6 protein-coding genes are annotated in these 19,338 nt (G+C 32.7%); all 6 read right to left on the bottom strand.

Features of this window, described 5'->3' with window-relative positions:
* Positions 1–2: 2 nt before the first annotated feature.
* A complete protein-coding gene (locus BVC87_RS01990) occupies positions 3–1,352 on the bottom strand; it encodes a PKD domain-containing protein (RefSeq protein ID WP_075340676.1) in 1,350 nt (449 codons plus the stop codon).
* Positions 1,352–9,706 (bottom strand): SprB repeat-containing protein, encoded by an 8,355-nt coding sequence (locus tag BVC87_RS01985; protein ID WP_159439302.1) that lies wholly within the window; start codon positions 9,704–9,706, stop codon positions 1,352–1,354. The genes BVC87_RS01990 and BVC87_RS01985 overlap by 1 nt, the downstream gene beginning before the upstream one ends.
* Before the next feature lie 85 nt (positions 9,707–9,791).
* Positions 9,792–11,138, bottom strand: coding sequence for a hypothetical protein (locus BVC87_RS01980; RefSeq protein ID WP_075340674.1), 1,347 nt, complete (start codon positions 11,136–11,138; stop codon positions 9,792–9,794).
* Positions 11,116–12,360 (bottom strand): hypothetical protein, encoded by a 1,245-nt coding sequence (locus BVC87_RS01975; protein ID WP_075340673.1) that lies wholly within the window; start codon positions 12,358–12,360, stop codon positions 11,116–11,118. The genes BVC87_RS01980 and BVC87_RS01975 overlap by 23 nt, the downstream gene beginning before the upstream one ends.
* Before the next feature lie 102 nt (positions 12,361–12,462).
* Positions 12,463–14,571: a fibronectin type III domain-containing protein gene (locus BVC87_RS01970; RefSeq protein ID WP_075340672.1), complete on the bottom strand. Its 2,109-nt coding sequence runs from the start codon at positions 14,569–14,571 to the stop codon at positions 12,463–12,465.
* Positions 14,571–19,274, bottom strand: coding sequence for a hypothetical protein (locus tag BVC87_RS01965; protein WP_075340671.1), 4,704 nt, complete (start codon positions 19,272–19,274; stop codon positions 14,571–14,573). Before BVC87_RS01965 ends, BVC87_RS01970 begins: the two co-directional genes overlap by 1 nt.
* Between the last annotated feature and the right edge of the window lie 64 nt (positions 19,275–19,338).

Here is a 19,338-nt window from a genome sequence, read left to right as displayed (position 1 = left end):
TCTTATCTAGCTTCTTTTTGTACTTTAATATCTACCGTAATAAATGAGTTTAATCCATTTTTAGTAAACTCTTTTATTTTTATGGCACCTTTTCGTTTATCTGCTGTTTCAAATACTACGATTCTTGGTACTACAGTATTATCAAATTCTTTTGATCCTTCAGTTGTAGCTGTTATTACTAAAGATTGTAGTGTATTGTCATTATTCATCGCATCAAATTCTGCTTCTGATATTGTTACTCCACAATTACAACCTTCTAACTTATTTATGATAGTTGTTTTTACTGCATTAGGAATCGTAGTGAAAGCTGACGACATTGCTTCATCAGGACTTACAAACTTGTTAAAAATGAATTCTTCATTTAACCCAAAAAACACTAAGTCTATCTTTGCCCCAATTTCGTCTGTAATTTCACTAGCAGTATACACTTCTCTTGTTGAAGTAGAAAAGAATGCTCCTATAGTATCATCTTTATGGGCTGTATTAATTCCTAGTTTTATATTCTCAAACGTCCTTAAATTGGTGTTTTCTGTAACTGTAATTTGTTTAGTCGCTACGTTATTTCCTTTGGAATTTGACGCTATTAATTTAATAGTATATGTTCCCGGAGTGGTATACGTGATACTTAAATTTTCATCAGTACTTGTTGGCACATTTGAACCTGTAAGCTCCCATTGATATCCAGTAGCACTTACACTTTTATTTTGTAATGCTATAGTTACTGGAGCTTGAAAATCGTCATCTTCAAAAGTTACTTGAGTATCAAAACTAGCGGCTAATAATGGAGCAACTTCTATACTTTTTTCGATGACCTGTTGTTCATCTCCATTATCTACCATCAGAATGATTTTATGCTCTCCTGGAGTGGTAAAAATAACTTCGGGAGGGTTTTGCTCTGTAGAACTAGCTGGTAAGCCTCCTTCAAAAAACCATTGATATGAGGTAGCACCAGTAGTAGTATTCGTAATTATTGCTTTTACTGGAGAAAAGTTATCATCTATTGCAACATCAAACCCAATATTTACTGCTGGTTTTGCTATTACTTTCTTTTCAATAACATCAAAACTACCATCTCTATTTGAAGCTTCTAATTTAATCGTGTACTCTCCTGGTTGTTCATAAGTAATAATCCCTGGGTTCCTATCATTAGATGTAGTTCTATCCCCTCCTTCAAATTCCCATTTGTATGTATCTGCTCCTTCAGTATTATTATTTATCCTAACTCTTACAGGTACTGTCTGATCTGAGTCTACAATTTCAGTATCAAAATTAGCTTCTACTGGTATTGCCACTTCATCAATACAAGCGGATAAGACCATTACAGCGAACAAAAAATAAATTACTCTTTTCATTATTCTATGACTACTTTTCTAATTCTTTTAGTTTTTGCTGTTTCTAATAATAAGATATAAATACCAGCTGGTGCTTTCATATCATAATCTACTAAGTACTCTTTATTACCTTTAAGTACTTTATCATCATTAATTGTATTCGCTCCTAAGCCGAACAATCTTAACGAAACTTGCGCTTCTTTTTCTAGTTCTATTTCAGCTTTAAATTGTCCTTTATTTGGATTTGCATACACCTCAAACTTCTTCACAAAAGGACCTTCTGTATCTCCTACATCCGGTAATACTCTTTCCTTTAAAACATTTACGGTTTTTATATCCTTTTTAATACAATTTCCTTCTATAGATACTAGACCAATATTATAGTTTCCAGGCGCAGGGAATCGTACTACTAATCCTTCATTTTCTTTTTGGATTACTGTAACATTAGATGGTATTTCCCATTCTACTGTTGAACTTATTGGATCAGATACATTAATAATTGCAATATCTTCACCTACAAATGCTTGAGAAGTTAAAATCAATTGTGCGTCTATTTCTACATCTGATTTAGTTACCGTAAGTGTTTTTGTTATTGTACAGCCTTTATCTGTAGTTACTGTTAATGTATATGCTCCACTTTCATCAAGAGTTACTATACTTTCATTACTTGTGAACCCATTGTCTGAAGTCCAATCGTAATTAGCAATACCACTCATTGTTACGTCATATTCAATAGATTCTCCAGCACAAAGTGTCACTTCATCTGGCACTAATTCAAAAACAAACTCTTGAGGATTTTTTAAAGTGAATGTTTTTATAATACTACATCCTCTTAAGTCGGTTACTTCAACAGTATAATCTCCGCTACATAATCCTGTAAGTGATGAAGTAGTTTGACCTGAATCCCATGTAATAATGTAAGGGGCTACTCCTCCATCTATCGCTAAATCGATTCCTCCAGAGCATGCATCAAAACATATAATATCTGTGATAGTTTCTTGCACTCTTAATGGTGAATTATTTTCAAGGACTACATTTTCTGTTACCTGACAACCATTAGCATCTGTGATGAATACAAAATAAGTTCCTAATGATTTATTTTGAATTGTTGCTGTTCTTTCTCCTGTATTCCAGAAATAACGGAATGGTGGTGTACCTCCTGTCACATTCGCTGTGATTGTCCAATCATTATCAGTTCCACAACCTGCACTTACTGGCGCTAAGTCTACCTCTAAAACATCTGGTTCGGTAATCACTAGATCAGCACTTTGAACTACATTATTCTTAGCATCTGTAACAATTACATAATAGATTCCAATACCAATATTACTTATCGAATTGGTTGTGGATTGAACATTGGCATTTCCTTTTATATACCATTCATAGGTATAAGGGGCTATACCTCCTGTAACTATTGACGAAATACTTGCTGTAGTATCTCCTTTACATAACACTATAGTTTGTTGAGTTGTTGTTACTTTTAAAGCATCTGGTTCTGTTACCGTATAGGTTTTATTTACTGTACAACCTTGTGCATCTTCCAAGTCCAAAGTATATGTTCCAGCTACTAAGCTTGAAATGTCTTCAGTATTTGCAACTACTCCTCCTGAAATATCTTTCCACACAAAAGTGTATGGAGTTGTTCCTCCCACCACTGTAATATCAATACTTCCATTATTTAATCCATTTCCTGTTACATCAGTTATCACTTCACTTACCTCTAAAAGATTAGGCTGTATAAGTGTATATGATATCGTTTTTACAGTTCCTGATTCTTTTAATAAACAATCGTTTGTATCTTTTACTTGTACTTCATAATCTCCAATTGATAACCCTGAAATACTTGTTGTTCCACTAAACGCTATCCAAGTACCGTAATTACCTCCGTCTTTTCGATATCTATACAAATATCCTGGAGTACCTTGACTAGCTGAGATGTTAATTGTTCCGTCTGCACTTTCAAAACAAGACAAGTCTTTTTTACTAGTTGTAACTTGTAATAATGTTGGTTGGATTATTGTGTATGTAGTACTTGTAGCTTCATTATTATTTGCATCTACCACTTTTACATAGTAATCTCCAGCAGATAAATTAGAAATACTTGTTGTATTTCCGCCTATTGGTGTATTGGTAATCGCATTAAACCAAGTATATGTATTTCCGCCAATACCTCCTGAAGTTTCTAACTCTAGAGTTCCTGAACTATCTCCATTACATTGGATTGCTCCTATTTCTTTTATTGAAATAGTTAATACATCTGGTTGGTTTATTACAAAGCTATCCGTAAGTATACATCCTTGTGCATCCTCTAATTCTACACTATATGTTCCTGCTGTAAGATTTGAAATATCTTCAGTATTCGCAATAACTCCTCCACTAGCATCCTTCCATACAAAAGTATATGGAGTTGTACCTCCTGTGATGGTTACATCTATACTACCATTACTTAAACCAAATCCGGTTGCTGGTTTTGTAATATCACTAAGTTGTAATACATCTGGTTGTGTTACTGTAAAATCTAAGGTTTGGGTAAATCCTGATGCATCTTTTAAGAAACAATCTTTATCATCTTTAACTTGAACCTGATAATTTCCAATGGCTAATCCATTTATAGTTGTAGTTGAAGTAAATTCGATCCATGCTCCATATCCTCCACTATCTTTTTGATATCTATAATAATAAGGAGGTGTTGCTAAAGAAGCAGATAATGTAATCTCTCCATTATTACTTTCAAAACAAGATAAGTCTTTTGAACTGCTCGTTACGGCTAATAAGGTAGGCTCAACAATTGTGTACGTAGCACTAATGGTTTCGTTATTCTCAGCATCAACTACTTTTACATAATAATCTCCTGCTAATAAATTTGAAATACGCAATGTACTTCCTATAACTCCATTTGTAGTAGCGTTATACCAAGTATATATATTTCCTCCAACTCCACCAGAAGTTTCTAATTCTAACACCCCAGCTGCATCCCCATTACATTGTATTGCTCCTATTTCTTTTATAGATATAAGTAACGGATCTGGTTCTCCTAAATTAAAATCTGCTCTAACTTCACATCCTCTATCATCTATAACTAAAAGATCATATTTTCCTGCGGTAATATTTTGTATAGATGCAGTATCTCCCACTTCTGCTCCAGTTTCATCAGTCCATTTATAAGTGAACGGCATCGTACCTCCAAGTACTTCAATTGCAATTTCTCCATTTGATAATCCTGCTCCTGTAGGTCTTTTAAATACTTTAGTTTCTATCTTATACTCATTTGGTTGCGTTATGGTTATGGTTACCTGATCTTTACAACCGTTATTATCAGTAACAGTAACAGTATAATCTCCAGCTACTAAACCTGAAATATCTTCAGTTCTATCTCCATTACTCCATTCGTAAACATAAGTACCAGTTCCTGTACCTCCTGTTACTGTAATATCTATACTAGCATCACTACCATTGTAACAAGTTACGTTTGTGATATCTGTAGATGCATATGTAATTTCAAGTACTGGATTTTCTGATAATGTTTCTTCTGAAGGAATAATAGCTCCTGAAATATCTCTAGATTTTGATACATTTCCATTTGAATCTGTAACTACTAATCTATACGTTCCTGCTTTTGCCGTTAACGTAGTATTTGTACCAACTACTGTAGATAAGTCAGATACATTATACCATTTATAATCGTAAGCATCACCAGAATTTAGAAACCCTCCTGTTACTGATGAACTCAATGTTCCATTTTCTCCATTACATTTTACAGTACTACTTACAGATAACTCTACTAATAATTCTGAAGGTTGAATGATAGTATATTCTTTACTCACCAAACAATTATTTGCATCGGTAATAGTCATTATGTATACTATACCTGTTTCCGAACCAGCTAAAGTAGTAGTTGTGCTTGAAGTACTAACTTCTACACCCGTTGCCTTATTTCGTAATGAATATTCATAATACGCATTTCCTGAAGCATCAACAAATGGCGTACCTCCTTGACCCAAAACGGTAATCGTACCATCAGAAACTCCAAATCCAGTTGCATTCGTAATCACTTCAGAAGCTGTATTAACAGAAATAACAGTAGTAGGTTCTATAATTTCTACTTCTAATTCTTGGTTTACAGCATCAAAACATCCGTTATCATCAGTTACTTTTACATAATATTTACCAGCTGCTAACCCTAAAAGATTTCCTGTGTTTAGACTAGCGTCATGTCTCCAACTATAATTGTAATTTCCTGTACCTCCTTCTGGAGTAATCATAATTGATCCTGTACTTTCTCCTTTACATTTTACATCAACTTGAGTAAACTTCACAACTACTTTTGGGTTATCTCGGATAACAACTTCAGAAGAAATTATTGCTCCAGATATATCTCTAGATTTTGATACGTTTCCGTTTGAATCTGTAACTATCAGGCTATATGTACCTGCTACTTCTGTTAATGTACTTAATCTACTAACTACAGTACCAGTTGCAATATTTTTCCACTCATATTTGTATGTGTCGCCTGTTTTTACAAGACCACCTGTTACTGTAGGAATAATCGTTACTGTTTCGCCATTACATCTTGTGGTTACAGGATTCGTTGAAAAACTTACTAGTAATTCATCTGGTTCTCCTATCTTAAATTCTAATGCCTTTGCTACTCCTGCTATTTTTAAAGGACAATCATTTGAATCTTTAATTTCGACTTCGTAATCTCCTTTTGTTAATGTATTAATTGTAGCCATAGAAGTAAAACTAGTCCAAACACCATAAGCTCCTGCATCTTTTTTATATCTATAGAAATAAGGTGCTGTTCCTCCATTAATTGAGAGTTCTATAAAAGCATCTGCTTCTCCGAAACCTGTAGCATCTGTTGAAGATGTAATAGCTGTATCAACAGTTAAAGGATTTGTAGGTTCTAAAATTTCTACCTCTAATTCTTGATTTGCCGCATCAAAACAACCATTTTTATCTGTTACTTTAACATAATACTTCCCTGCAGTTAAATCTGTTAAACTTCCTGTATTTAATGTTGAATCATGTCTCCATATATAGTCGTAATTCCCCGTGCCTCCTTCAGGAGTTACTGTAATTGATCCAGTATTATTTCCTTTACATTTTACATCAACTTGAGTAAACTTCACAACTACTTTTGGATTATCTCGAATAACAACCTCTGAAGGTATTATAGTTCCTAAAGCATCTCTTGTTTTTGACACATTCCCATAAGAATCAGTAACTTTTAAACTATATGTTCCTGCTATTTCTGTAAGACTCATTAATCTACTTACCACTCCTCCTGTTGTCACATTTCTCCATTCATATTGGTAATCTTCACCTGATTTTAAAAGTCCTCCTTTTACATCAGGATTCACAATTGTTGTTTCTCCATTACATCTTGTAAATACTGGATTAGTAGTAAAGTTTACTATTAATTCTGCAGGTTCTTCTATTTTAAATTCTAAAGTTTTTTGGGTTCCTGATTCTTTTAACACACAATCATTAGCATCTTTGATTTGGACTTTGTAGTCACCTTTATCTAAGTTTGAAATTGTAGTTGAAGGGTTAAAACTCACCCAAGCTGTATAAGTGCCATTATCTTTACTATATCTATAATAATAAGGTGCTGTTCCATCTTCTGCAACAATATCTATTTTACCATTAGCTAATCCGAAACCTGTAACACCTTCATGTTTCGTATTAGCAGCATCTATTTTAAGCGCTGTAGGTTCTACTAGAGAGAAAGTTAAGGTTTCAATTGTACCATCTGTTTTTTTAGCATCACAAGTATTTTTATCTTGAACTCTTACTCGATAAGTACCTTCTCCTAAATTCGGAATTGATGTTGTGTTTGTAGCGGTAAAAGGTATTCCTACAGTATTAAAAGCTCCACTATCTTTACTAATAAAATATACATAATCTCCAACTCCCCCTGTAACTCTTATATCTATTGAGCCTTTTTCACCAAAACATTTAATATCATTTTCTTTGGTATTAGCCATATCAAAGGCCAGTTTACTAGGCTCTTTTAAAGAAAAATCAGTTTTTGGATAATTTTTTACTTCAGTTCCATTTCTATTGATCATGGTAACTTCTACACCATAAGTACCATCATCTAATTTAGATATTGTAGTATTTGTTTCTCCTGAAATAAAGTTTCTTGAAGCACTTTCAAATTCATACCATGCATAGGTGTAAGAATTTGTTCCTCCTTTTACATTCACTTGCAAACTACCATCAGAATCGCCATTACAAAATAATTCTCCCCCAGGTGTTGTAGTAATTGTTATCTCTAAAACTTCAGGCTCAAATAGTTGTTCTGTTATAGAAGTATCAACACAAGCACTACCTCTACCATCACTATCGGTTACTTCTAAAGTATATATTCCAGGGCCAACATTAATTAAATCTTTATCTGTTCCTACTTCTTTTCCTGAAGCATCTGTCCACTTATATGTGTAATTTTTCCATCCTTCTGTTACATTAACTGTAATTCTTCCATCTGGTGTTATACCATTAAGATCAGAAGAATGTATAGTTGGATCTAGTGCTTGTACTAGAGCTACATTTAAAGCTTTTACAGGTTCTTCAACTGTATATTTTCTAGTAATAGAACAACCTGCCACAGCATCAGTAATAGTAACTTCATAATCACCTGATCTTAAACCTGTAATATCTTTTGTTGTTTTTCCGTTAGACCAACTATAATTATATCTATTACCTGCTAATGGGGTTCCTCCTGTTACATTACCTAAAGTAATACTTCCTGTATTACTTCTCTTACATCCTACATGCTGAATTGTTGGTGCACTTACGGTAATTTGTGATGGTTGTCTGATTTCTATAGTGCTTGTAGTTTTATCTTCTACTACAGTAGAGCCAGAGATTACTGATACTTTTACTCTATAATCACCATCAGGAACGCTTTCTGAATTTGTTTTAATTCCTTGTGAAACAAAAGATGCGCCCTGTTTTTTTAACCATTCGTATCTATATATATTGGTAAATCCTCCTGTTACATTGATTGTAATTTTACCATTACGTCCAAAACATGTAGGATTTTCATCTACGACCTGTAATACTAACAGTTTTGGATCATCTATATCGACTGAAGTTGGAGTTTTAGAACAACCTTTACTATCAGTTACCTTAAATGTATAGGTGTCTTCAGGTAGGTTTTCGAATTTTACTGTTCCTCCATCTGAAGTAATTTTTCCTGTTTGATTTTTAGCACTACTTGCTGTTCCTTTAAATTCATAATCATAACCTGTTCCAACAGTACCTCCTTCAACTTTAAACTCAATGAAACCATCTGTTGCTCCAACTGAAGTTGTATTTTGCTGATCTACTTTAGTAATCTTTAGATCATTCATGGGTTGGTTAATCTTAATTCCAGTAACCAAAGCTGTTTTACATTGCCTACTATCTTCTACCTGTATGGTGTAATTCCCTGCTTTTTGACTAGTAATTGTTTTAGAAACATCAAACGTTCCCATTAGTAATGTCCCATTTAAATATACTTTATAAGGCTTTGTACCACCAACTGGCGTAACTTTTATTGTACCATCTGATCCATTAAAACATGTAACAGGTGTGTTACTAATATTTGCAACTGGTAAGGTTAAAACTGTTGATTGTAATAACTTCTGCGTCCCCTCCTTATCATGATATCTATCGGTAACTTTAACTTTATAAGTAGTTTCAGTTAAATTAGTCGCCATAGAAATCCCTGTGAATATTACATTTTGGTAAGTTGTAGCTGAGAAAGTCATTGTAGTTGTTTTTAGTGGTGTGCTACTACTACCTACAAATAACTCTACAAGGTACTCACCTGAATTTGCTGTAGGTTGAGTTCCTCCTCTAGCTTCTACCTTAATACTTCCTGAATCTCCATTACATTTTATAATTTGACTTACAGATAATTGCACTTCTAACTTTGGAGGATTTGCTAATATTGCATTACCACTCCTTTTACTATTACAGTTACTCGAATTAAACGTTGCAGCCGGTGGTGTTCCTGAATACTTAGCATCATAAATATCTACATAGTATGTACCATGACCAAGATTTATCTCTTCTTTATTTCCGCCTGATGCTGTAATTTCACCACTTCTTACAGCAGTTGTAGAACCAGATCTATATAAGAAATACTTATAGGGTGGAGTTCCTCCAGATGGTACAATATTGACCTTTCCTGTAGTCGCATTATTCTCTCGGATATCTCCAGTCTTAGCAATAGTAACTGCTAAATTTGCATCTGGACCATCAATAACTACATCATAGTACTTACCGTTGGTATCACTACCTTGTGTTATTTGCGCTTCTAAACTAGTAGATAGCATGAAGAACACTATACTAACTATTACTAATTTAATTTTTTGAATCATGATATGTGTATTATAATTCGACATAACATTTTTTTTATTATTGTAAATCAATTTTTTAGAAATCAAATCTTTTAAAAATATACTTTTATCTTGCATAGCATCCTTGATTATCTCGTATTTGTAATCTGTATGTATCTTTTCCTAAACTACTAACTGTAGTATTTAAGCCTGAAAAAACTGTCCAATTTTTATGTACAGTTACATTACTTCCGTCAACTTTATAAACTATATATGAATAATTCCTTCCTGACTCTCCACCTGTAACTTGTAGCTTAATCTCACCATCATATTCAGATTTACATGTTTCATTTTTCAAAACTTCTACTGAATAATTAAATCCATTAGATTTTGAAATTATAAACGTAGGTGAAAATTCTAAAGTTGCCCAACTAGGATCTGTTTCAGGGATAGTACCATTTCCTTTTATTGTTTGATATTTTACTTTATAGTTTCCTGATGATACATTTCCTTGCCAAGAAAAGTTATACTTTTCACTAGAAATCTGGATTAAATTATTTGACACTTCTTGAGTTAAGAAATCATATTGACTAGGATTAATCACATTTTGCACATATAATGACACAACTATTTTTTCATCAGCAAACAAATCTCTATTTACTGTCATTATAAATCTACCTTCATTACTATAATTACATCTAGTTTGGCTGGGAAGAATAGGACCTACCAATTCTGGTGAACACGCAATAATTGAATATATAACCGGTGGAGTATATTTTGAACAATATTTCTTTAATCTAAACTGCATAGTGGTGCCATCAAACTGTTCAGCTCTGTTTCCTACCAATTCATCAATTTTAAAACTAACTTTATATATACCTTGTAAACTACTTGGAAAATTAGTCCATTTATTTGTAGCTGTACTAAACTGATCATAAAATTGCCATACATATACTTCTGGAGCAAAACCTTGAACATCTGCCTCTAAATCAATCTCACAAACTGCATTATTACTAGGTCGAGTAGTTATATCTACGTAAGGTTCAATTTGAATTTTAACAGAATCACTAAATGTTGATAAGGATATTGTTTTTGAATCACAATGAGCAAAACTGACATTAACCCTTTGAAAATCGTCTACAACAACGCTTCCTGATGTAGTTTCTGCATATCTTTTTCTTGATATAGCATTAGGTAAAAAATCAATAAATCTTACTGTATTTACATGACTATCAAATAAATCTGCACAACTAGCTAAAGCTAAAGTAACTGAACGACCTAAACTTCTATTTTCCAATCTTAAAATATCTGATGAATTTCGTATAGGATCTGGATCGCATGGCTCTGCTTGAACTGATGCTGTAAAAACAATTCTATATTTCTGCGCATGAAGATAATTACTAAATAATAGTAGTAAAAAACAATAGAGGTAAATTCTACTTATAAACTTTTTATCTTGCATAGCATTCTTCATTATCTCTTACTTGTAATCTATACGTATCTTTACCTAAACTACTAACCGTAGTATTTGAACCTGAGAAAGCTGTCCAATTTTTATGTATGGTTACACTGCTTCCATCTACTCTGTATACTATATATGAATAATTCCTTCCTCTTTCGCCTCCTGTTACTTCTAACTCAATTTCTCCGTCAGCCTTAGTTTTACAGGTTTCATCTTTTATTATTTGCGCCGAATACTGAAATGCATCTGATTTTGAAATCCTAAATATGGGTGAAAATTCTAATGTTGCCCAACTAGGATCTGTATCTGGGATATTACCATTTCCTTTTAAGGTTTGGTATTTTAATCGATAATTACCCGCAGGTAAATTTCCTTGCCATGTATGTCTATATCTACCATTAGCAATTCGTTGTAAACTAGTTGGTGCTTCTTGAGTAAAAAAGTCATACTCAATCGGGTTACCTAAGTTTTGATTATATAAAGATACTATCAGCCTTTCTGTTGGTACTAAATTTCTATCTACTGTCATAGAGAATTTACCGTCATTTGAATAATTACATTTAGTACGTACAGGTAAAATAGGTCCTACCAACTCTGGCGAACATTCAGTTAGTTGTATCGTGTAAGTACTTTTAGAATATATTGAAGCTGATATAAACGTAGCATCAATTCTAAATCTAAGTTGCAAATTGCCATCAAACATTCTCCCCCAGCTACTTCCAAAAATATCTAATATGCTTACATTTAATGGAAATCTATTGCTAAAGTTTGGTATGTTTTCCCATCTTCCGTTACTACTATAGAACTCCCAAGTTAAACCTGAAACCGTATGGTTATTTCCATCTGAATGCGTTGGAAAAATAAGTTTCTTCTCACATATTCTATCTGAAGGTGTATTTAATTTTGGCACCAAAACTGCTTTATAATCGATAGGCTTACAAGTATTAGATGTACAATCAATAGGATCTGGTCCATTATAACGATTTTCATACGTAGCAAATTGACTCAATGTTCTTTGCACTTCTACTCCATCACAATATTCTTGGTATTGACCACAACGCCCGTTACAACCAAAACCTGGATCGTCATTATAACCTTCTCTATAGTCAATTTTTATACTAGCTGTATTTGCAGAAATATCATGGATTCCTTGTCTATAAGTAATTGTATATCCATCTCTATAACTTCCCACTCTACATCCAGAAGTTTTAGTATTATTTTGAGGAGTTTTCATCAAAACATACAATTCTGATTGAGATTGGGCAATCCAATTCAATATACAACAGAAAACAATAAGCAATTTTAGTTTCATTAAGGAGATTGATTTTTTGGTTGATTAATATTTCACCTCTATTTTCTTAATTTGACCTAAACTTCCATCAATAAACACCGGCCGAAGTATATATGAGTATATATTATTTGGCTTAATATCGTTATCTACAATTCTATTAAAATCAGGTGGTACATTACGTAGTAATGACATTTTTTTTCCTTTAGCTCCTTTGTATAACATTAACTCAACTATACTTTCTTTATCAATTACCTTCCAGTACAGCTCTATGAAATTATTTGTTTTATCGACATAACTTCCAAAATTTTTAATACCTGAAATCAATTTAAATCTTGGTACTTCGATAGTAATAGGGTCGTTATTCTCTGACACTAAATTACTATCATCTACAGCTCTAATTTCATACTGATAATCCTTACCTCCTTCTATATTTGTATCTGTCCAATCTGTGTACTCTTTTTTTACAGTATCTTTAGGCATAAGAACAGTCTCTATTAACTTCCAGTTGATACTATCTCTTTCTTTTCGATACACTTCATGCTTCACTATATCAGTACTACTACTATTTGCCCATGTTAAGAATACTTGTTCTTTTTTAACTTTATAAGAAGTTATGACTGGTGCATTTGGAGGAATAAAATCTGGTTTATCTAAAGTTAAAATATCCGAATATTCAGACATGTTAAATCGTTGATCTACTGCTACAATTTTATAAAAAACTTTATCATTTAAGTTTTTAACGGCTATACTATCATAAAAAGTAGTCGCTTGGTGAGGTGCCACGGTTACTTGGGTATATTCTTCATTCTTATTATTTCCTCTAAATACTCGGTACCCTAACATATCTAACTCTACATTAGATGTCCATGATAAACTTACCACTCCTAAACTATCCACTTTTCCTTGTAATCCTACTGGTTTTGATGGTGGGATTGAATCTATAGGTTGAACTAGTACAGGATAAGAAGTTCTACTATTTCCCTCTTTTCCTATTGCAGTAAGAGTAAAATAGTTCGTTGGATCTAAATTATCGTATCTAAGTTTTCTTGCTTTAGCAGAAATGTTTCTTAAAACAGTAACATAATTTCCATTAGCTTTATCACTTCTATTTAATTCAAATCCATTGATAAATTCTTCCCCTTCTTTTAGAAATGTCCATTCAAGAATTACACTTTTGTTATCATTTACAATTTCTTTAGTTGAGATTTTAGGCACATATGCTAGAACTTTTTTTGCTTCACCAGAAACTACATCTGAAGGTGGACTAAATTCTCCAAATGGAGTTTTTCCCTTTACTCTGTAATAATACGTTTTGTTATTAGTTATAGAATCAACATAATAAATTCGTTTAGTATCTATTCTACCTCCACTATTTAGTGTTGTATAAGGTAATTTATTTACAGGCTCAAAATTTTGACCATCTTCAGACCTTTCCACTTGGTAACTATTATATTCTTGCTTATGAATAGCATAATTCCAATTTAGCATCACTTTTTTGTCTGTAAATATTGCAGCTAAGTCCAATGGTTTAGGTAAAGTCTGATAATCTTGTAAACCGACAAACACACCACCATCTTTAATATCCATCTCTTCTTTTGGAACTAATGAAAAGACTTTATATACGTATTTTTCTGTCGATTTTATCTCAGTATCTTCATATCCTAATCCTGCTAACTTTGCTACTTCAAAATCTTGATCAGCTACATATAATCCCCAAGTGAATCGTTGCTCTTGCTGTTGAGACATATTTATGATTCCTTGTAATGTACCCACTCCTTCAACATCAAAATCCTCTCCAAAAATAGATTGCGCCATTACGGCTGCATTATTATTTGTTTCAATTACTTTTTTCCATTCTTCAGGATTTGCAGGTTTAAAAATTCCTAAATCTTTTACTATAGGTTTAGATAAAGTAGTACCACTAATACTGATGGTATATCTAACTAATTTATAACCATGTTTATTTAGCTTTCTGAACGATATAGGTGTTGTTGGTCCCCAACGTAACATAATTTTATTACTAGTATGAGGTCTAGCTAATACCATGATTGAATTCTTGTCTTCTTTCGATTGTGAATACAATGTTCCTTCAAAACAAAATAGCATTACTATGAAAAGTATTACTGATTTATATAACTTACTATTCTTCAACATTAAAACGGATTTTTGTATTTAAATATGTAATTAGATCCTGTTTTATCTCCTGGTAAAACATATTGCATTTTCACTTTGTATTTTCCACTTCTTATGGCTGGAAAAACCCCATTAATGATATAATTATACTTACTAATTTGAGAGGCATATTGCTCCGGTTCGTTTAAGTACTTATTCACTACTTTGTATTGAATATCTACAAAATCTTTTTTGTAATAGTATGGTAAATGATATCTGAATGGTATTCTTCTATCTAATAAAGAATATGTTGGATTTTGCTTTAGATAAGGCACATACCATGTTAAAATATCTACTGCTTTTTTAGGAGGTAATCCTAATTCGTCTGTATTTCTACTAACAGTAAACTCAGGCTCTAAAGGATAGTTTTTATAAATTAAAGGGAAAATTCTGTCTTTATAGTAACTATCATCTAAAACTGCTTCTACTCTTACTAATGGTTCACGTCCAGTATAATCTCCTCCTTCTAACTCTAATTCATCTAAACGCTCAGAATCTTCTACATCAGTTTGGATGGCATGAACATCAGAATAAATAGGCTCTAAATAATGTTGAATAATGTCTTTATCCTTCAATTTGTCTGAGAATTTATCATATTTACTTGTAGTAAATTCAAATTGTAACACTTGTGTTTCCGCATCATTATTGACTACATTCTGAACATTTTTATTTCGGACTTTAACTGAGTTTCCTTCTTGCTTACCGGTATCCACTTCAGTATAGGTTGTTGCATTTTCTCCTGCATCTGTCCCCGGAGGTAAACTGATAATAGTAAGTGTGTATTTTTTAGAATTCAAGAATCTAGAAAAATCATAATTCACTTGCCTTCCTCCTTTATCGTAAGAAACATTATTTATTGATGATTGCCCATCTTCACTTGTATATCTTACCTTCTGACTCCAATTGGTTTCAGGGCTAAATAAATAAGGTTGACCTCTTTTTAATTTAGTATACCCCGTATTACTCTCTTTTTGATAAAAATATTTCTGCTCAACAACTGGGTAGGTATATACTATATTTTCCATAGGAATATAGTCTGGTGCTTCTCCTGTGGTAAATGTTCTTTCTTCTATTTCTTGCGCCTTTTTACCATTGTGTAATAAAGTAACCCAAGTACCTGATTTTAATTCTTGAAAACTTACAGCTACTTTAACTTTAATAGTTGATTTAGGAGGTAATACATCAAAAGAAATATAATTAGCTACATCTTTTGATTCATTCCAATTTAATTCTCCTTGTATATCGTTTCCATCTTTCTTAACCGTAAATTCATCTAATAAAATTCGATAAGTTCTTACTCCTGAATCATCTTCTAAATCAAATTGTTTATTGATTTTCATATTAAAGGCTGCTTGTGGTGTAGCAAATACATCTACTTCTGCAGCGCCATCATCTGGAGTTACCCCTGAAATAATTTTCAATCCTCCTAATGGAGCACCTCCAACAATTTCACATTCATCCCCTAACTCAATTTTAAATCTAAATTTACCAGAAATTAATCCTCCTAATACACTAAAATGTCCTCCAACATAACCTCTAAACCATGAGGGGTTCGGTAGTTTTGCTTGTAGCAGTACAGCTGCTCCCGCTTTAATGATTGGAATTTTTGTTTTTAAGAACCATAGATTAATTTTTATACCTAATTCTCCTTCTAAATATGCATAAGCTTGACCATTAGCATACCATCCATCGACTCCAATTTGTCCGCTTCCTTTACATGCTGTTTCTCCATAATCCTTAATCATAATATCAAAACCAAGTCCAGCTCTAAACCTCGCATAGAAAACTAAGAATGACATTTCCCCTGTATCCACACTTAAATCCATTCCAATAGCAAAACCTCTACCATCACCTAATGCATTTAAGTCTCTCATATAATCTAGATTATCCAATTGTAAACCTAGAATATCTGCAACAGCTTGTGGTGGCGGTGGACTACCTGGAATTTTATCTCCAATCATTAAATATGTAGTTGCTTTTACACTGAATGATCCGATTCCTACTCGTAATCCAATTCTATCTTTAGGAGTTCCCATGTGAATGTACCAACCATCCGGACCTGTATGGAAAACTGCCCATCCTGCTCTACCTCTAGGTCCAACCCCACTAAAGAAATTTCCTGGTGTATTCAAATAGACTTCCATTTCAGCATGGAAGGAACGATTCACAAAGTCCATTTCCATAGAGAAATGAGCATCGATACCTGCATCAAATGTTAAACCATTTTGAGGGAAAGACACTTTACTATATTCAACTAAGTTGGTTTCTTTAAGCTTTTGTATTGCAGGATTGTTTTCACCAAAATCATTGATTTTGTCCTGCATAGCTGTTAGTTTCTTTTTAAACTTATCTCCAAACTTAAAGTCGATAGTTTTCATGATATGCGCTTCTCCGAAGAATAAAATTCGATTTAATCCTCCTGATTTATTGAAGGCCATTTCGAAACCTATTTTTCCATTGAAAGCTTTTTCATTTCCTAAGGCAAAACCTAGCATGGCTCTAAAACCTAAACCAGAATTTGAATCTGGAACATAATCCATTCCTGAAGGTGGTCCAGGTGTTTTAACTGGTTTCCCTTCATATACCAATTTAGGAGGATTTGATTTCTTAGTCATATGATAATAAGCTCCTCCACCGAATCCATTGATTTCCACTGGGCCAATCATTGGTTTAGTAGGTAAAGAAGATAAATCTGCATACGCATCAACGTACCAGTATCTTACATCAGTTTTTCCAAACCATGCAGTTGCTTTTACATTAATTTTATTGAAATCTGCTTCTAATTCACCATAAAAACCATCACCATATACCGGATCATCGTCTTTAATATCAACTAAACCTTTGAACTTAACAGCTCCTAAGTCTGCTGCTATGTTTATTCTTTCAATATTTACACGATCAAATTTCCAACGTTGAACATTGCTTTCTTGTTGAAATTTACCAACGATATCTAATTTAGTTCCTCCCGCAAATCCTTTCCCCATTAAATTTACATCTATAGCAAACTTTAAAGAAGCTTTTGTATCGTTAGCAGTTACGCCAATTTCTGAAATAGTAACTGGGAATCTAGCAAATTTTACTTCTCCACTATACCCCATATAATCTACAGAAAAATAAGGTGATTCCGTTTGTAATTGTAAATTTTCAAATGTTACTCCTTTGAAATCTACAATTCCTTTTTTACCATTTTCTAATTCAGCATTACTTGCATTGATGTTTAAATTACCGTGAAGAATAGCTTTCGGTCTGAATTTACCGTCTGCTACTTTTAATTCTATCTTAGAATTAGATTCTAATGTTGCTTTTGCTTTAAAAACGTTAAATTCTAATTGCTTTAAAGGCTCTAACGTTAAACTATATTCTTCTTCTTCAACATCTACTACTGCTGTATATTTTATTGCTTTTTTAGCTAATTCTTCTTCAGACAATGAATTCACTTGTTGCTGTGTAACTTCTTTAGAAACGGGTAACACAATATGACCTCCAAAACCACCACCAATAAGTTTATTGGCTTCTAAATTTGCATATAAACTTTTTACTGAAAATTGCCACCCTGCAGCATTTCCTTTATCTAAATCCAGTACATTTTCTGCAGAAAATTCTCCAGTTATTCCTTCTGAATCTATCAAAAGATTTTCAGCACCAATAGTTACTCTTTTATTACTTCCGTTCTCCTGAAACTCCTTTGGCAAACTAACTTTTATTGCTTGAATATAAACCCCTCTCCAAAGATCTTCATTACCCGGAATTAAATATTTTTCTTTATAACTATCTGAGATTTGCATATTCTCAGAGTTTCTTAAATCACTAAAATCAAAAATAGCGTTGCTCACTTCAAAAACTAGTCCTGCTTTTCCTTTACCTGTAGTACTCTTTTCGTTTTTAATTTGAAATGGATAATTAATCGTAACTTCAGCTAAGATGTCATTCCAATCTTTAACTACTGTTTGGAATGAACCTTTTACTTTAACTTTTTCATCTTTAATTGGTGTAAAATCTGCTTGTAAAGGTTCTAATAAATCTCTTGAAAAAATAACATCTGCCGCTATCCCTATTTCTCTAATTCCAGAACAATCAATGGTAACATAAGTTTTATCATCGATTACTCCAGTTTTCATATTGAAACCTCCTTTTAATTCTAATAAAGCTTTGTTTCCATTTATAGGTATTGCAATATCGCCTAGTAAGGAAATATTCATATCGCCATAAATTCCTCCAGAATGTGAAATTTTAACATTATCAGCTCCAAAAAATATTTCTTTTTGTTTTCCATTTGCTCCAGATTGAGGTAAGATCAGTTTTACAAATAGTGTAACTTCTGTGTAGTTAGGATGGAATCGTGCTTCACTAACCCCCATAATTGTGGTTAATTTCCCCACTTTTTTCTTTACCCCAACAGGTAAAGAAATCATATCATCAGCTCCAAGAACACTTACATAGCTTCCTGTTTCTTGTATTGATTTGAAAATATCTTTGGCTTTGGTAACTATACTATCAACTTTAGGGTCTTTGGCATAATTCTCCTCTACATAGTTAAAATCAAACTCTCCCCTACTGGTATGGGAAAAATTTAATTTCTTAGATTTATTGATGTCTATATTTAACAAACTATCAATAGGACTATAACTATAAATTTTAACTATAGAAAATAGGAATACAAAAAATAGGCAAGCATTTTTTTTCATAGTCTATTTGGTCTTAAGGGATTGTAATTTTTCTTATCTGGTTAACAAACTTAATTCTATTTGT

Source organism: Tenacibaculum agarivorans (assembly GCF_001936575.1).
GTDB classification, from domain to species: Bacteria; Bacteroidota; Bacteroidia; order Flavobacteriales; family Flavobacteriaceae; genus Polaribacter; species Polaribacter agarivorans.
The sequence above is the reverse complement of the archived record's forward strand: the minus strand, read 5'-3'. Positions and strand labels throughout refer to the sequence as shown.

Excerpts from the sequence above, each read along its gene's own strand:
- BVC87_RS01990 (WP_075340676.1), bottom strand. The coding sequence starts at position 1,352 with ATGAAAAGAGTAATTTATTTTTTGTTCGCTGTAATGGTCTTATCCGCT.
- BVC87_RS01985 (WP_159439302.1), bottom strand. The coding sequence starts at position 9,706 with ATGATTCAAAAAATTAAATTAGTAATAGTTAGTATAGTGTTCTTCATG.
- BVC87_RS01980 (WP_075340674.1), bottom strand. The coding sequence starts at position 11,138 with ATGAAGAATGCTATGCAAGATAAAAAGTTTATAAGTAGAATTTACCTC.
- BVC87_RS01975 (WP_075340673.1), bottom strand. The coding sequence starts at position 12,360 with ATGAAAACTCCTCAAAATAATACTAAAACTTCTGGATGTAGAGTGGGA.
- BVC87_RS01970 (WP_075340672.1), bottom strand. The coding sequence starts at position 14,571 with ATGTTGAAGAATAGTAAGTTATATAAATCAGTAATACTTTTCATAGTA.
- BVC87_RS01965 (WP_075340671.1), bottom strand. The coding sequence starts at position 19,274 with ATGAAAAAAAATGCTTGCCTATTTTTTGTATTCCTATTTTCTATAGTT.